Source organism: Leucobacter luti (genome assembly GCF_019464495.1).
In the GTDB taxonomy this organism is placed as follows: Bacteria; Actinomycetota; Actinomycetes; order Actinomycetales; family Microbacteriaceae; genus Leucobacter; species Leucobacter luti_A.
The window spans coordinates 3,051,086-3,065,319 of the sequence record NZ_CP080492.1; the positions used below are offsets into that span (position 1 = coordinate 3,051,086).

General features: G+C 65.1%; 12 protein-coding genes. 7 read left to right on the forward strand and 5 right to left on the reverse strand.

Going from position 1 to position 14,234, the window contains the following annotated elements:
• The first annotated feature begins 35 nt into the window (after positions 1 to 35).
• The 3 genes from dxr (at position 36) to ispG (ending at position 3,959) form a co-directional block, all read left to right on the forward strand.
• Positions 36 to 1,127 (forward strand): 1-deoxy-D-xylulose-5-phosphate reductoisomerase, encoded by a 1,092-nt coding sequence (dxr, locus tag K1X41_RS13705; RefSeq protein WP_132202290.1) that lies wholly within the window; start codon positions 36 to 38, stop codon positions 1,125 to 1,127.
• Positions 1,128 to 1,217: 90 nt separating this feature from the next.
• Positions 1,218 to 2,672: a M50 family metallopeptidase gene (locus tag K1X41_RS13710; RefSeq protein WP_220174866.1), complete on the forward strand. Its 1,455-nt coding sequence runs from the start codon at positions 1,218 to 1,220 to the stop codon at positions 2,670 to 2,672.
• A 135-nt stretch (positions 2,673 to 2,807) separates the two neighbouring features.
• On the forward strand, positions 2,808 to 3,959 hold the full coding sequence (gene ispG / locus K1X41_RS13715) for a flavodoxin-dependent (E)-4-hydroxy-3-methylbut-2-enyl-diphosphate synthase (RefSeq protein WP_207907370.1): 1,152 nt from the start codon (positions 2,808 to 2,810) through the stop codon (positions 3,957 to 3,959).
• 123 nt (positions 3,960 to 4,082) lie between these two features.
• Here the strand turns inward: ispG and K1X41_RS13720 are convergent, their stop codons facing one another.
• Positions 4,083 to 5,501, reverse strand: a complete 1,419-nt coding sequence (locus tag K1X41_RS13720) for an RNB domain-containing ribonuclease (RefSeq protein ID WP_220174867.1) — start codon at positions 5,499 to 5,501, stop codon at positions 4,083 to 4,085.
• 287 nt (positions 5,502 to 5,788) lie between these two features.
• Between K1X41_RS13720 and K1X41_RS13725 the strand changes: the two genes are divergently transcribed.
• Together K1X41_RS13725 and K1X41_RS13730 are read left to right on the forward strand one after the other, a co-directional pair.
• Complete coding sequence (locus K1X41_RS13725; protein WP_132203937.1) at positions 5,789 to 6,790, forward strand: LOG family protein; 1,002 nt, start codon at positions 5,789 to 5,791, stop codon at positions 6,788 to 6,790.
• A 153-nt stretch (positions 6,791 to 6,943) separates the two neighbouring features.
• Entirely contained in the window at positions 6,944 to 7,699 is a 756-nt protein-coding gene (locus K1X41_RS13730) for a hypothetical protein (protein ID WP_220174868.1), read from the forward strand.
• A gap of 88 nt (positions 7,700 to 7,787) precedes the next feature.
• Here K1X41_RS13730 and K1X41_RS13735 read toward each other — a convergent pair whose 3' ends face one another.
• Entirely contained in the window at positions 7,788 to 10,157 is a 2,370-nt protein-coding gene (locus tag K1X41_RS13735) for an ATP-binding cassette domain-containing protein (protein ID WP_220174869.1), read from the reverse strand.
• A gap of 139 nt (positions 10,158 to 10,296) precedes the next feature.
• Between K1X41_RS13735 and K1X41_RS13740 the strand changes: the two genes are divergently transcribed.
• Positions 10,297 to 11,259 (forward strand): CPBP family intramembrane glutamic endopeptidase, encoded by a 963-nt coding sequence (locus K1X41_RS13740; protein WP_133617074.1) that lies wholly within the window; start codon positions 10,297 to 10,299, stop codon positions 11,257 to 11,259.
• Here the strand turns inward: K1X41_RS13740 and aroQ are convergent.
• Positions 11,246 to 11,686: a type II 3-dehydroquinate dehydratase gene (aroQ, locus tag K1X41_RS13745; RefSeq protein WP_132202302.1), complete on the reverse strand. Its 441-nt coding sequence runs from the start codon at positions 11,684 to 11,686 to the stop codon at positions 11,246 to 11,248. The genes K1X41_RS13740 and aroQ overlap by 14 nt on opposite strands.
• 83 nt (positions 11,687 to 11,769) lie before the next feature.
• Here aroQ and trmB point away from each other — a divergent pair, with 83 nt between their 5' ends.
• The gene (trmB, locus tag K1X41_RS13750; RefSeq protein WP_258566563.1) at positions 11,770 to 12,516 is read left to right on the forward strand and encodes a tRNA (guanosine(46)-N7)-methyltransferase TrmB; all 747 of its coding nucleotides are present in this window, start codon (positions 11,770 to 11,772) and stop codon (positions 12,514 to 12,516) included.
• A gap of 10 nt (positions 12,517 to 12,526) precedes the next feature.
• On the opposite strand, the gene K1X41_RS13755 is transcribed toward trmB, so the two are convergent.
• Together K1X41_RS13755 and K1X41_RS13760 are read right to left on the reverse strand one after the other, a co-directional pair.
• Positions 12,527 to 13,255: a FadR/GntR family transcriptional regulator gene (locus K1X41_RS13755; RefSeq protein ID WP_132202306.1), complete on the reverse strand. Its 729-nt coding sequence runs from the start codon at positions 13,253 to 13,255 to the stop codon at positions 12,527 to 12,529.
• Positions 13,256 to 13,378: 123 nt separating this feature from the next.
• Complete coding sequence (locus K1X41_RS13760) at positions 13,379 to 14,173, reverse strand: 3-oxoacyl-ACP reductase (RefSeq protein WP_165875564.1); 795 nt, start codon at positions 14,171 to 14,173, stop codon at positions 13,379 to 13,381.
• Positions 14,174 to 14,234: the final 61 nt, after the last annotated feature.

Sequence of the window (14,234 nt, forward strand, 5' to 3'; positions counted from 1 at the left end):
GGCGGTGCGTTCTGTTGTCCGGCACAATGGTCACCATGAAGCGCATCGTGATTCTCGGATCCACTGGCTCAATCGGGGAACAGGCCCTCGATGTCGTGCGGAAACACCCCTCGAAGTTTCAAGTGGTTGGCCTCGTCGCTGGATCGAATGCTGCCCAGGTGGCGCAGCAGGCTGAGGAGTTCAACGTCGAGCACACGGCGCTGGGGGCTGAGGACGCTGTGCGGCTGATCCGCGAGGTGCCAGCCGACGTCGTGCTGAACGGCATCACCGGCTCGGTCGGACTCGGGCCGACGATCGCAGCCCTCGAGGCTGGACGCACGCTCGCGCTCGCGAACAAAGAATCGCTGATCGTCGGTGGCGACCTCGTGACTGGCCTCGCCGCTCCCGGCCAGATCGTGCCAGTCGACTCCGAGCACTCCGCGATTGCGCAGGCACTCCGTTCCGGTCGGGCTGAGGAGGTGCGGCGCCTCGTGTTGACGGCCTCGGGAGGTCCGTTCCGTGGGCGCAGCAGAGACTCGCTGCGCGACGTGACTCCGGCGGAGGCACTCGCGCACCCCACCTGGAACATGGGTCCTATGGTGTCGACGAACTCGGCGACCCTCATGAACAAGGGCCTCGAAGTGATTGAGGCACACCTGTTGTTCCGCGTGGGCTACAGCGATATCGACGTCGTGGTGCACCCGCAGTCCATCGTTCACTCGATGGTGGAATTCATCGATGGTTCGACGATTGCTCAGGCCTCGCCGCCGGACATGCGCCTCCCGATCGCGCTGGGGCTCACCTGGCCGGACCGCCTCCCCAACATCGGAGTGCCCCTCGACTGGCGCACCGCGAGCACGTGGGACTTTGAACCGCTCGACCACGACGCGTTCCCCGCTGTTGAACTCGCGAAAGAGGTTGGGCGGGCCCGCCTCACCTACCCGGCCGTGTACAACGCCGCCAACGAAGAAGCGGTCACCGCGTTTCACGCTGGACGGATCGGCTTCTTAGACATTGTCGACACGGTGCGGGATGTACTCGAAGCGCACGCTGCGCCGGATCAGCTCACGCTGCCCGCGCTGGCCGACGCAGAACGCTGGGCGCGCGAGTATGCCGAGCGAGTGATTTCGGGGCGGGAACGGGTGTAACCCGTTCGCTGACGCAGCGTCTCGGTGCTTCACGGCCGATCCTCGGCGCGCGCACAGGGGAGCGCGAGCCCCACCGACTAGCCTGAGTCCGTGATTGACGTACTGCTCTACGTGCTGGGGATTCTGATCATCGTGATTGGGCTCGCCGTATCTATTGGCCTGCACGAAATCGGACACTTGATTCCCGCGAAGTTGTTCGGTGTCAAAGTAACGCAGTACATGGTCGGATTCGGAAAGACGATTTGGTCGCGCACCAAGGGCGAGACCGAGTACGGCGTCAAGATGCTCCCGCTCGGTGGCTATATCGCGATGACGGGAATGTACCCACCGCAGAAGCCAGGAGAAGCGCCGCGTGCCTCGACTACCGGCTTCCTCAACTCCGCGGTCGAAGAGGGGCCGCTGCGCTCGCGGCCGACGCACTACGAGAGCGACGCGCACACCGTGGAGGGGCCTGCGAGTGAGGCACCGGTCAGCGAAGATGAGCCTCGGCGCGGAATCGCTGGCCTCGTTGACGATGCGAGGCTCGCGAGCGCCGACACGATCACGGTAGGCGAAGAGCACCGCACCTTCTACCGCCTGCCAGCCTGGAAACGCATCATCATCATGCTCGGCGGGCCGGCCATGAACCTCGTGCTGGCATTCGTATTCTTCGCGATCGTGCTCGTCGGGTTCGGAATGCCGCAATCGAGCACCACACTGGGTCAGGTCAGTGAGTGCTTGCAACCGGCAGGAAGCACGAAGACCACGTGTGAGGCGGGTGATCCCGCCGCCCCGGCCGCCGCAGCAGGATTGCTGCCGGGTGACACCGTTGTCTCGGTGAACAGCACTCCCATTGCAGACTGGGAACAGTTCCGGGAGCTGGTGAGTGCGAGCCCTGGCACCACACTCCAAGTGGGTATTGTTCGGGACGGCTCCGAGCAGGTGCGCTCGTTGACCCCTGTCGCGAACGAGCGGGCTGTCGTCGACGCACAGGGGACTGTGGTCACCGATGCTTCGGGGAGAACGGTGACAGAACGAGTGGGGATGGTCGGAGCGACCCCCGCCTCGGAGATGGTGCCCCAACCCATCACCGCCGTTCCCGCGTACGTCGGCGAAAACGTAGAGCGCGTTGCCGGGGTCATCATCCGGCTCCCGCAGCGAATGGTCGATACCTGGAACGCTGCATTCGGTGCTGAGGAGCGCGATCCGAACGGCCCCATGAGCGTGGTCGGTGTGGGCCGCCTTGCGGGCGAGATCGTGAGTCTCGATGAGGCCCCAGTCGCCGCGCGGGCGCAGACCGTGATTGGCCTGCTCGGCTCGCTCAACGTTGCCCTGTTCGTGTTTAACCTGCTCCCGCTGATGCCGCTTGATGGCGGTCACGTGCTGGGGGCGCTGTACGAGTCGGTGAAGCGAGGGATCGCGAAGCTCCGCGGCAAGCCCGATCCCGGTCCGATCGACACGGCGAAGATGGTGCCGATTACTTTCGCTGTAGTCGTAGTGCTCGGGGCGATGACGGTGTTGCTCGTCTACGCAGACCTGGTGAAACCGGTCACGTTCTTCGGCTAGAGGCGTTCCCAGCGACGATGCACACGCCGGCAAGGTGCGTTCTCGAGCGTTGCCAACGTGGGTTGCCGCGCCCGGGCGACGCCCGTGGCGCACGAACCGAGCATGCTCGCAGGATGCGCGAGTAGACTCTGATGCGTGGCAGCAGTCAATTTAGGTATGCCGAAGGTCCCTGAGATCCTCGCGCCCCGTCGTAAAACTCGCGAGATCAAAGTCGGTTCGGTAACGGTCGGCGGGAACTCGCCGGTGTCTGTGCAGTCGATGACCACGACGCCAACGACCAATATCAACGCGACCCTCCAACAGATCGCGGAGCTTACCGCGTCAGGGTGTGACATCGTGCGCGTCGCGTGTCCGAGCCGTGACGATGCGGAAGCATTGCCGATCATCGCGAAGAAGAGCCAGATCCCCGTGATCGCGGATATCCACTTCCAGCCCGCATACGTGTACGCGGCAATCGACGCTGGGTGCGCCGCCGTCCGGGTGAACCCGGGCAACATCAGGAAGTTCGATGATCAGGTTGGCGAGATCGCCAAGCGTGCGAAAGCCGCTGGTGTCTCGCTGCGCATCGGCGTGAACGCCGGCTCGCTCGATCCCCGCCTGCTTCAGAAGTACGGCAAAGCCACCCCTGAGGCGCTCGTCGAGAGCGCAGTCTGGGAGGCCTCGCTGTTCGAAGAGCATGACTTCCACGACTTTAAGATCTCTGTCAAGCACAACGACCCCATCGTCATGGTGAAGGCCTACCGGCAGCTCGCAGAGCGCGGCGACTGGCCCCTGCACCTCGGGGTGACGGAGGCCGGGCCCGCGTTCCAGGGCACGATCAAGAGCGCGACCGCTTTCGGTATCCTGCTCTCCGAAGGGATCGGCGACACGATCCGCGTCTCACTCTCGGCTCCGCCAGTCGAAGAAGTGAAGGTCGGTCTGCAGATCCTGCAGTCACTGAACCTCCGTGAGCGCAAGCTCGAGATCGTGTCGTGCCCGTCGTGCGGCCGCGCTCAGGTCGACGTCTACACGCTCGCAGAGCAGGTCACGAAGGGGCTCGAAGGCATGAGCGTGCCGCTGCGCGTCGCCGTCATGGGCTGCGTCGTGAACGGGCCAGGCGAAGCACGTGAGGCTGACCTCGGCGTCGCCTCCGGCAACGGGAAGGGACAGATCTTCGTCAAGGGCGAGGTCATCAAGACCGTACCGGAGAGCGAGATCGTCGCCACCCTGATCCAGGAAGCGAACCGTCTCGCTGCCGAGATGCCCGCTTCAGAGGGCACAGGCACTCCCGAGGTTGTGACCGCGTAGTCCACGAACGGGCCGCTCAGGCGATGGGTCCCAGCTGGTTCTTCTCGTTCAGCGAGGCAGCCATCCGGGGCCTATCGATGTGCGGGGGAGTCTCCGGGGCGCTCGATTGATGCGAGGACGAGCCTAGTCGGCCGCGAGCTCGACCTTTCCAACAGCGATATCGGCGCTCACCACGCGCACTTGGACGCGTGTGCCGGCCACGAGCCCCGCTGACTCGCACTGCGCCGTCACCGGCGGTTCGACGATCTGCACGCGAGCGCGATCTCCGCGTATCTCGATGACTACGGCTTCGAAGCGCTCCCCGATCCGATCCCGAAGCAGCGCTGCCTCGACCCGGTCGAGTGCGGCCGACCCGAGCTGTGAAGCGCGCTGCTGTGAGGCGCGCATCAACTGGGGGAGTGCTGGCAGGCTCTCGCTCGCCCACCCCGGCACCGCGTGCCCCGCACTGAGCGCTGCGCACACGACGAGCCCCCAGCGATCGACGAGGCGCCGCAGCGGTGCGGTCACGTGGGCGTACGGCGAGGCTATTGCGGCCTGCACCGTCTCTTCAGGAGGTGCACCGTTAAACACGACGTAATCAGCGCCTCGGAACAGTGACGCGGCGGCCTGCATGATGGCAGGCGTGCGCACAGCGCCGTGTTCGAGGGCGTGGAGATACTCGCCGTAGCTCAGCTCTGGTGCCCACGGTTCACCCAGAGCTGCGACGCGATCACGAAACTCGCGCAGCGCCTCAGGCGGGGGAGCCGGCATGGTACGCAGGATCCCAATCCCGGCACCGAGCATCATCTCTCCGGCGACGATGCCAACGAGCAGCGACAACTGTGCGTTCCACTCCTCAACGGGAAGCGGGAAGCGGCGCTCGATCCGGTAGCCCTCAGCTGTTTCCCGAATTTGTTCTTCAGGCATGTTCAGGCTTGCGCCCCCGCGCAGGCGTTCCTGCTCGGCCCGGATTCTGCCGATCTCGGGCAGCAGGGAGAGCGGTTCCTGAGCCGCGCCGGCCTCGATATCGAGCTGTGCTGCGGGGTAGTCAAGCTGAGCGCGGGATCGGACCTGGGCACGCAGGACGTTCGCGGCGGTGACCGCACCGTCCGGATCGAGTTCGACTGTCCACACGTACGCGCTGCGATCCTCGCCAGGCAGCAGGGATGCGTGACCTTCGCTGAGCACGCGCGGATGCAGCGGGACGGTGCCGTCAGGCAAATACAGCGTCTGCCCACGATCGCGCGCGGCCGCGTCGAGGGCGCCGCCCGGGGCTACGAACGCTGGAACATCGGCAATCGCATATCGCACGATCCAGCCGGATCGACCCCGCTCGATGTGGAACGCCTGGTCAAGGTCGCGGGACCCAACCGGATCGAGCGTGACGAACGGGATGTGCCGCAGATCACACTCAGGTGCCAACGGGGTAGCGGCTGCAGCTTCTGCGAGTGCCGCCGCGGGAAAGGACTCTGCTACGGCGAACTCGGTGCGGAGCGCAGCGAGGGCCACCGCGAGCTCTCCATGAGTGCTCTGCGGTACGAGATGTGCGCGCCGTGCAGGCATGGACTCAGCCTATCGCGCGCGCCGCTGAGCCGCGCCGGACGTGCGTTGGTTGGAGGGCGGTTGCCGTGCCGCTGCGCTGGGCGGTGCGCCGGGTTCAGCTCGGGGGCTGCGCCTCCTCGTCTCGGCCCTTCAGTTCTTCGCCGTCAGGCCCCGCTCGGCGAACGCCCGTGTGCGCCCCCGCACGGCCACCGCTCACGCGCGGCCCATAGACTGGAGAAGTGACCTTCTCTTCTCGCCCCGATTCCACTGCCGCTGAGCGAGAGCTCAATGAACGCCTCAGTGAACTGATGGCCGAGACCGGGATTACGTCGCAACGCACCCTCGTGCGGCGAATTCTCGAGGCAGGAATCGGCCTCGGACAAGACGGCACCGCCCGTCGTGACCTGAAGATCACGGCGGCGGCCATCGAAGAGATGCGCGCGGCGTTCCGATTGTTTGCGCCGCACGCCGATACGCCCAAGGTCAGCATCTTCGGCTCTGCGCGTACGCAGTCCCTCGACCCACTCTGGGTCAGCGCGGAAGCCGCGGCACGCGCGCTCGCCGCGCAGGGATGGTTCGTGGTGACCGGGGCGGGCCCCGGGATCATGGAGGCCGCAGCGACAGGGGCGGGGCCGGAACAGTCGCTTGGGGTGTCGATCCGACTGCCGTTTGAAGAATCGCCCAACGCGATCATCGCCGAAGATGGGCGCCAGGTCGCGATGAAGTACTTCTTTACGCGCAAGCTCATGCTGGTGAAAGAATCCAGCGGGTTTATCTGTCTGCCCGGCGGCTTCGGCACGATGGACGAGACGTTCGAACTGCTGACGCTGCAGCAAACCGGCAAGATGGATCCGGCTCCGATTGTGCTGCTGGACCGCGCTGGCGGCACATTCTGGCGCGGCTTCGCTGCCTTCGTGACCGAGCAGCTCGCGGCGAGCGGGCTCGTTTCGGTGGACGATCTCGACCGAGTGCTCGTGACCGACTCCGTGGCCGACGCGGTCGCCGAAGTGACCGGCTTCTGGCGCAACTACGATTCACTCCGCTGGTTCGATTCTCAGCTCGTGCTCCGGATCAAAGCCGAGCCGACCGACGCTGAGCTCGCAGACCTCAATCGGCGCTTCACCGGGCTCCTAGAGACCGGCCAGATCCAACGCACCACCCCGTTCCCCGACGAGCTCACGGACCGCGACGTTCCCGAGCTCCCACGGCTGGTGTTTACGCCGCGGCGGCGCGCAGTCGGTGAATTGCACCGCCTGATCAGGGCCCTGAATGAGCTGGATTCAGCGCCAGTGGATACCCGGATCGGGTAACACGGGCCACCCAGGCCGAGAGCGCGGCTTCGGCCTCGGCTCTGGTTCCGGTTCCGGTTCCGGCTCCGGCTTCACACCGGACCTGAACTTGACCACCGAGCGTCAGCAGCAGCGCTGCACTTCGAACGGGCGGCAACGTGGCAGACTCGTGGTGTGGCGGAAGACGCGAAGCAGCCGAAGCATCGTACGCGCCGAGTTATCGGTGCGTGGAGTGTCGGTGTGCTCGTGGCGAGCATCGCGCTGCTCGGACTGCTGGCAACGCCAGTGGGCAATCAGGTGTTCCCTGAGCGGACGATTGCCGAGTGCACCGCGGGCAACCCGGCCGAGATTCGGAGCCTCGGCGGTCGCCGCGCGTACTCTGTGCCGCTCGCCAACACGGACTGCGGGGCATTCCGGATCTCGCAGGACACGGCCTGCACGAGTGATCCTGCGCGGACGATCCAGCTTGCGTCCGGGCTGAACTACGATCTCGTGGTCCGAGGCCCGAGGGTCCCGTTCCTCGTCTCGCCGTGGCTTGTCTCGGCGCAGGTTTCGGCCGAGCAGCCCGCACCGTCTTCGGGCACCGGGCGCTTGAGCGATCTCGAAGCGATGCGGAGCAGGCTCGACGACACCCTCGCGGAGATCGACCCTGAGGGTGAGGCAGCGCGGGCTGCGGAGCGCGCAGAGTCGGAGGCTGCGATCGCGGAGCTCGCCGCAGAGTTCTCGGCAGAAACGCTGCGCGCGTTTGATTACGAGCAGCCACCGTATGACGAGCGCTGCGATTCTTGGCGCACCGTGATGACCTCACAGGGGCTGCAGCATATGACGCGGGCTGATGCGGCTGAGAAGCTCGCGCTCCCCGCTGGGGTCACTCCGCACGATCCGTTACTGCCCTGCGAGGGTTTTCAGTGCGCGAACTCGGGAGAGTGAGTGGCTGAGAGCGAATCCGTGAAGGGGAGCACTGGGAGCGCAGCCAGAGCAATACACGGGCGACCGTTGCTTCGTGGCAGGCCTCCCGCTAGTCCGCGATATACGCGGCGAGGTGTGTCCCAGTAATCGTCTTCTCGGAAGCCGTGACCAGCTCGCGCGGGCTGCCCTCGAACACGATCGTGCCGCCTTGCTGGCCAGCGCCTGGCCCGACGTCGATGATCCAGTCCGCGTGTGCCATGACCGCCTGGTGGTGCTCAATCACGATCACGCTCTTCCCCGCGTCAACGAGGCGATCGAGCAGGCCGAGCAATTGCTCGACATCAGCGAGGTGGAGGCCGGTGGTGGGCTCGTCGAGGACGTAGATATCTGCATCCTCCAGCATGTGGATAGCGAGTTTCAGGCGCTGCCGCTCGCCACCCGAGAGCGTGGAGAGCGGCTGGCCGAGTGTGAGATAGCCGAGCCCGACGTCGACGAGACGATCAAGGATCTTGGCGGCCTTCGGGAGCTTTGCGGGACCGGTCGTGAAGAACTCGCGTGCGTCAGCCATGCTGAGTTCAAGCACCTCGGCGATGTTCTTATCGCCGAGAGTGTACTCGAGCACCTCGGCAGCGAAGCGGCGCCCCTCGCAGACCTCACACGGACTCTCCATAGTGGCCATCATGCCGAGATCGGTGAAGATGATGCCGGCGCCCTTGCACTCTGGGCACGCGCCCTCTGAGTTTGCACTGAAGAGTGCAGGCTTCACCCCATTGGCTTTTGCGAACGCCGTGCGCACCGGGTCGAGCAGTCCGGTGTACGTCGCGGGGTTGGATCGGCGAGAGCCTTTGATCGCGCCCTGATCGACGGCGACGACGCCTTCCCGGTTCGAGACCGAGCCGTGGATCAGAGAGCTCTTTCCAGATCCTGCAACGCCCGTGATCGCGCACAACACCCCGAGCGGCACATCGACGTCCACATTTTTGAGATTGTGAGTCTGCGCACCGCGGACCTCGATCGCGCCGGACGCCTGCCGCACCGCATCTTTCAGCCTGGCGCGGTCGTCCAAGTGCCGCCCGGTGAGTGTGTCAGACTTCCGGAGATCTGCCACGGTGCCCTCGAAGCAGATCTCGCCGCCAAGTGTGCCCGCACGTGGGCCGAGATCAACGACGTGATCCGCGATCGTGATCATCTCCGGCTTATGCTCAACCACGAGCACGGTGTTGCCCTTGTCGCGCAGCTTGAGCAGGAGTTCGTTCATCCGCTCGATGTCGTGCGGATGCAGGCCGATCGAGGGCTCGTCGAAGACGTAGGTGGCGTCAGTGATAGGCGATCCGAGGTGTCGGATCATTTTCGTGCGCTGCGACTCGCCGCCCGAGAGTGTGCCGGTGGGGCGTTCAAGGCTGAGATAGCCGAGGCCGATCTTCACAAAGGAATCAAGAGTGTCTGTGAGCTTCGCGATCAGTGGGGCCAGGCCAGGATCGGCGATGCCGCGCACCCACTCTGCGAGGTCGCTGATCTGCATCGCGCACACATCAGCGATCGACAGTCCGTCGATCTTCGAGGAGCGTGCGGAGTCATTCAACCGGGTGCCATCGCACGCGTGGCACGCGGTAAAGACAATTGCGCGATCCACGAATGCGCGCACGTGCGGTTGCATCGCTTCGCGGTCCTTGGACAGCATGGACTTCTGGATGCGCGGGATCAGGCCCTCATAGGTGAGATTCGTGCCCTCGACTTTGATTTTTGTGGGTTCTTTGTAGAGCAGATCGTCGAGTTGCGCTGCCGTGAAATCTTTGATCGGAACATCCATGGGAAGCAGCGCGCTGAACAGGCGGCCGTACCACCCGTCCATGCTGTAGCCGGGGATCGTGAGCGCGCCGCCCGACAGCGTCTTCTCAGCGTCATAGAGTTGATCGAGCGCGAAGTCGCTGACAGAGCCGCGGCCCTCACACGTCGGACACATGCCGCCGAGCACCTCGAAGGAGCGCCGCTCCTTGACTTCTTTCCCACCCTTTTCGATGGTGATGGCGCCCGCACCGCTTGCCGAGGCGACGTTGAATGAAAACGCGTTCGGGGAGCCGATCCGCGGCGACCCCAGCCGCGAGTACACGATCCTGAGCATCGCGTTGACGTCGGTGGCCGTGCCGACGGTAGAACGTGGGTTCGCGCCCATGCGCTCTTGGTCGACGATGATGGCCGTGGTGAGCCCCTCCAGCACGTCGACGTCCGGACGGCCCTGTGAGGGCATGAAGCCCTGCAGGAATGCGCTGTAGGTCTCATTGATGAGGCGCTGGGACTCCGCTGCGATCGTTGCGAATACGAGCGAACTCTTGCCCGATCCGGACACTCCGGTGAACGCAGTCAGCCGTCGCTTCGGCAGATCAACGCTGACATTCTTCAGATTGTGCTCGCGTGCACCCTGCACGCGGATCCGATCGTGTGAATCGGCGGGGTGAGGTGCGGAGTCGACGGTGCTCATGTCGGTAGCGTAGCGCGCACCTCAGACACGCAGCTTCTTCATTCCTGATCTGGTGAAGATTCACTGGGAAAAACAGCGCGAGCGGCCACTGGCCGTCGGGAATCCGGGTCGTGTCTGAGGCATGCCATAGGCTCGCCGCATGACACTGCACGCGCTGAGACCTCCGCGAGCGCTGCCTCACCCGGTGGCGATTCTCGCAGCGCTCCTCGTGTGCGGCGTGGCACCGGTCTGGTTCGTCGCCGAGGCGTTCTGGCCCGGCGCGGTGCTCGCAGTGCTCGGCCTCACGCTTGCCGCGGTGGCTGATCGTGCCGCCGCGCGGGCAGGCGCTGAGACACACAGCGGGGCGGGGTCCACCGCAGAGGCCGCAGCGGCAACGGGGCCAGACGCAGGGGTCGTATCCGTATCGCCGCATACCCCAGGACTGAGCGCGCCGCGCTCCGCGTCTCTCCTGCGCGACCTCTCCCTGATCGTGATCGGGCTCAGTATTGTGCGCACAATCTCGCTCGCCGCTGCGCTCGACAACGGATCGATGGTTCGCTTCACGCTCGCGTTGGGTGGGGCGGTGGCGGTGCCGTACCTGGTGTCTCGGTATGTCTATCGTGACCGCGCAACGGGGTTCCCGTGGCGGGGCGGCGGCCGGTGGGGCTGGTTCCACTGGGGCTGGCTCGCCTCAGTGCTCGTACTGGGCTGGGTGCTGCTTCCCTGGTATTTCATCAGTTCAGGTGTCTACCAAAACTGGCCCGAGGTGACCACCCCCGATCTCATCGCCCGCCTGTTCATCGGGGTGGGCGCGGTAGGAATCTGGGACGAACTATTCTTCATCTGCACGGTGTTTGCCGTGTTGCTGCGGCACTTCCCGGTGTGGGCCGCAAACGTGCTGCAGGCCATCGTCTTCGTCTCGTTCCTCTGGGAGCTGGGCTACCGCTCGTGGGGGCCACTCCTCACCATCCCGTTCGCGCTCGTGCAGGGCATCATCTTCTTGCGCACGAGATCGCTCGGCTACGTGGTGGCCGTGCATCTCCTCTTCGATGCCGTGGTCTTCGCGGTGCTCGTCTTTGCGCACAACCCGGGCATGGTGAACGTGTTTCTTACCGCGCGATGAGTGCCGCGATTCGCCGCACCGCGAATTCGTAGCCCTGCACGCCTGCGCCGACGATGACACAGGCAGCGACGGCTGAAATATAGGAGTGATGACGGAACTCCTCACGAGCGTGCACGTTCGTGAGGTGCACCTCCGCAGTGGGAAGCTCGACCGCGCTGATCGCGTCGCGGAGAGCGACGGAGGTGTGCGTGAACGCGCCGGGATTGATGACGATGCCAGCACAGTCGGCACGCGCATCGTGGATCGCGTCGATGAGCACGCCCTCGTGGTTGCTCTGCACCGAACGGACCTCAAGCCCGAAGTCTGCGGCAACGCGCGCCGCGAGCGCCTCGACATCCGCGAGCGTCTCTTCGCCGTACAGCTCTGGCTCACGAGTGCCCAGCAGGTTCAGGTTGGGGCCGTTCACGAGCAAGATGCGTCTGGTCATGATGTTCCTCCTGATCGATGCCGTGTTGACATCGTACCCCGCGCGGCTTTGCCCAGCGGGCCGTGCCCGACTACCGTTGTGGGGTGAGCGAGCAGAAACCGTACGTGCCCAAGAACTACGACCCGACGACATTTCGGGACAAGCCGGTGTCGTTTGTGCGCCGCAGCGGCCGGATGACGTCGGGGCAGCAGCGTGGGTGGGACGACCTTTCGGACTTCTACCTGATCGATGTGCCGCACGGCCCGGCGGCCACGAGCGTGGCTGAGGGCGCGACTGGAAATCCGGCAGAGCTGTTCGGGCGGAGCGCACCGCTGGTGATCGAGGTAGGTTCCGGTCAGGGCCACGCGATCATTCATGCGGCCGCGTCGCACCCCGAGAAGAACTTCCTCGCTGTTGAGGTGTTTCAAGCCGGCCTCGCTCGCACCATGACGGCGGCAGACGAGGAGGGAGTGCGGAACCTTCGCCTTGCAGAGGTCAACGCGCCTGAGCTGCTAGAACGGTATCTGCCCGCGGGCTCTGCTGACGAACTCTGGGTGTTCTTCCCCGATCCGTGGGCGAAGGTGCGCCATCGCAAGCGCCGCCTGATCGATGAAGAATTCTCGCACATCGCGGCGCGTGTGCTTCGGCCGGGAGGCCTGCTGCGGCTCGCCACGGATTGGCAGAACTACGCTGATCAAATGCGCGAAGTGCTCGACGCGGCGCCGGGATTTGCGCGCGACTTCGCCGGTGAATGGGCGGAGCGCTTCGACGGCCGCGTGCTCACCGCATTTGAGAACAAGGGCACCGCGAAGGGCCGCGCAATCCGCGATCTCACGTACCGGCGGGTGTAGCGCTCAGGGCCTACTTCGTCGACAAGAAGCCGCGCAGCAGTGCGGTCGAGCCCTCAATGTGCTCGCGCATGGCCTCTGCTGCCGAGTCTGGCCGCCCAGCGAGGATCGCAGCGACGATGGCCTCGTGCTGCGCGTTCGAGTGCGCGAGGTTGGGACGAAGCATCGGGATCTCGTTCAGGAGATCGTTCACGCGCGTCCGGAGGTTGGCGACGAGCGGCACCAGGCTTGCAGACCCGGAGAGCTCCGCGATCAAGAGGTGGAGTCTGGAATCGAAACGGCGGTGCCTGGAATCGTCAGCACCGCTGCACTCCTCAAGCGCGCGAGTCAGGCTTTGGCGTTCTTCGGCGCTGAGTTCCCGCCCGGCGGCCTCCCGTGCCGCGCCCACTTCGAGAACGCGTCGCAGCGTGGCGACATCCTCCACCTCTGCTTCGCCCATGTGGGTGTCGCCGGTGCGCAGGTCCGTTTCCAGTGGGAGGTCTTCCACCACGAACGTGCCACCGTAGCGGCCGCGCCGTGAAACGACGTAGCCGGATTCGGCAAGCGTTGCGAGTGCCTCACGCACCGTGTCCCGACTGACCTTGAGCATCGCCGCAAGCTCGCGCTCAGCCGGCAGACGCTCACCAGGCCGGATCAGCCCGAGGCGCACGGATTGCAGCAGCCGCTGCATCGTCTCCTCATATGCGTTCGTTGGACGCACGGCACGGATCAGGAGCTCGATACCGTCGGCTGCGAGCGTCATAGCGATCCTTTCCGAGGCGGTGTCGTGCTGCGCATTGGTGCACCGGGTCTGCTTGCGAGTGTACGCGGCAGACCCAGTGGCCCGCGCATCGGGGCCGGCGCCCAGCCGACCCCGACGAGCGTACTAGGACAGCGGCGTGGTGTATGCGCTGCTGATCCCGCCGTCGACAAGGAATGTTGACGCGGTGATGAACGAGGCGTCATCGCTCGCGAGGAACGCAACCGAGGCGGCGAGTTCTTCCGGCCGAGCGAAGCGGCCGAGCGGGACGTGCACGAGCCGGCGTTCTGCGCGCTCGGGATCGCTCGCAAACAGCTCTTGGAGCAGGGGAGTGTTGACCGGGCCCGGGCAGAGCGCATTCACGCGAATTCCCTGGCGGGCGAACTGCACACCGAGCTCGCGGCTCATGGCGAGCACGCCACCCTTCGACGCGGTGTACGAGATCTGGGAGGTGGCAGATCCCATGACGGCGACAAATGACGCGGTATTGATAATCGATCCGCTTCCCTGCTGAGTCATATGGCGCAGCGCAGCGCGCGAGCAGAGATACACACTCTTGAGATTGACATCCTGCACTTTCTGCCAGGCTGGCAGCTCCGTGGTCTCGATCGAGTCGTCATCCTCAGGGGAAATCCCCGCGTTGTTGAATGCGATATCGACGGAGCCGAACTCTCGGGCGGCAGTGTCGAAAAGATTGTCGACCTGCTCCTGATCGGTCACGTTGACCTGCACAAAGATGCCCTCAACGGCGGCGGCAGCGGCCTCGCCGCTCACGGGATCCATATCGCCGATCACGATCTTCGCGCCCTCTGCGCGCATGCGCTTCGCCGTGGCGAGGCCGATCCCGCTGCCACCTCCTGTGATGACGGCAACTTTGCCTGCGAGGCGCTGGGTGAGGTCGATGGGGGAGATATCGCTCATAGTGGGGTGCTCGATTCTGATGCTGAGACGCCGCTGTTCGCGGCACAAAGTGGAGTGGGGA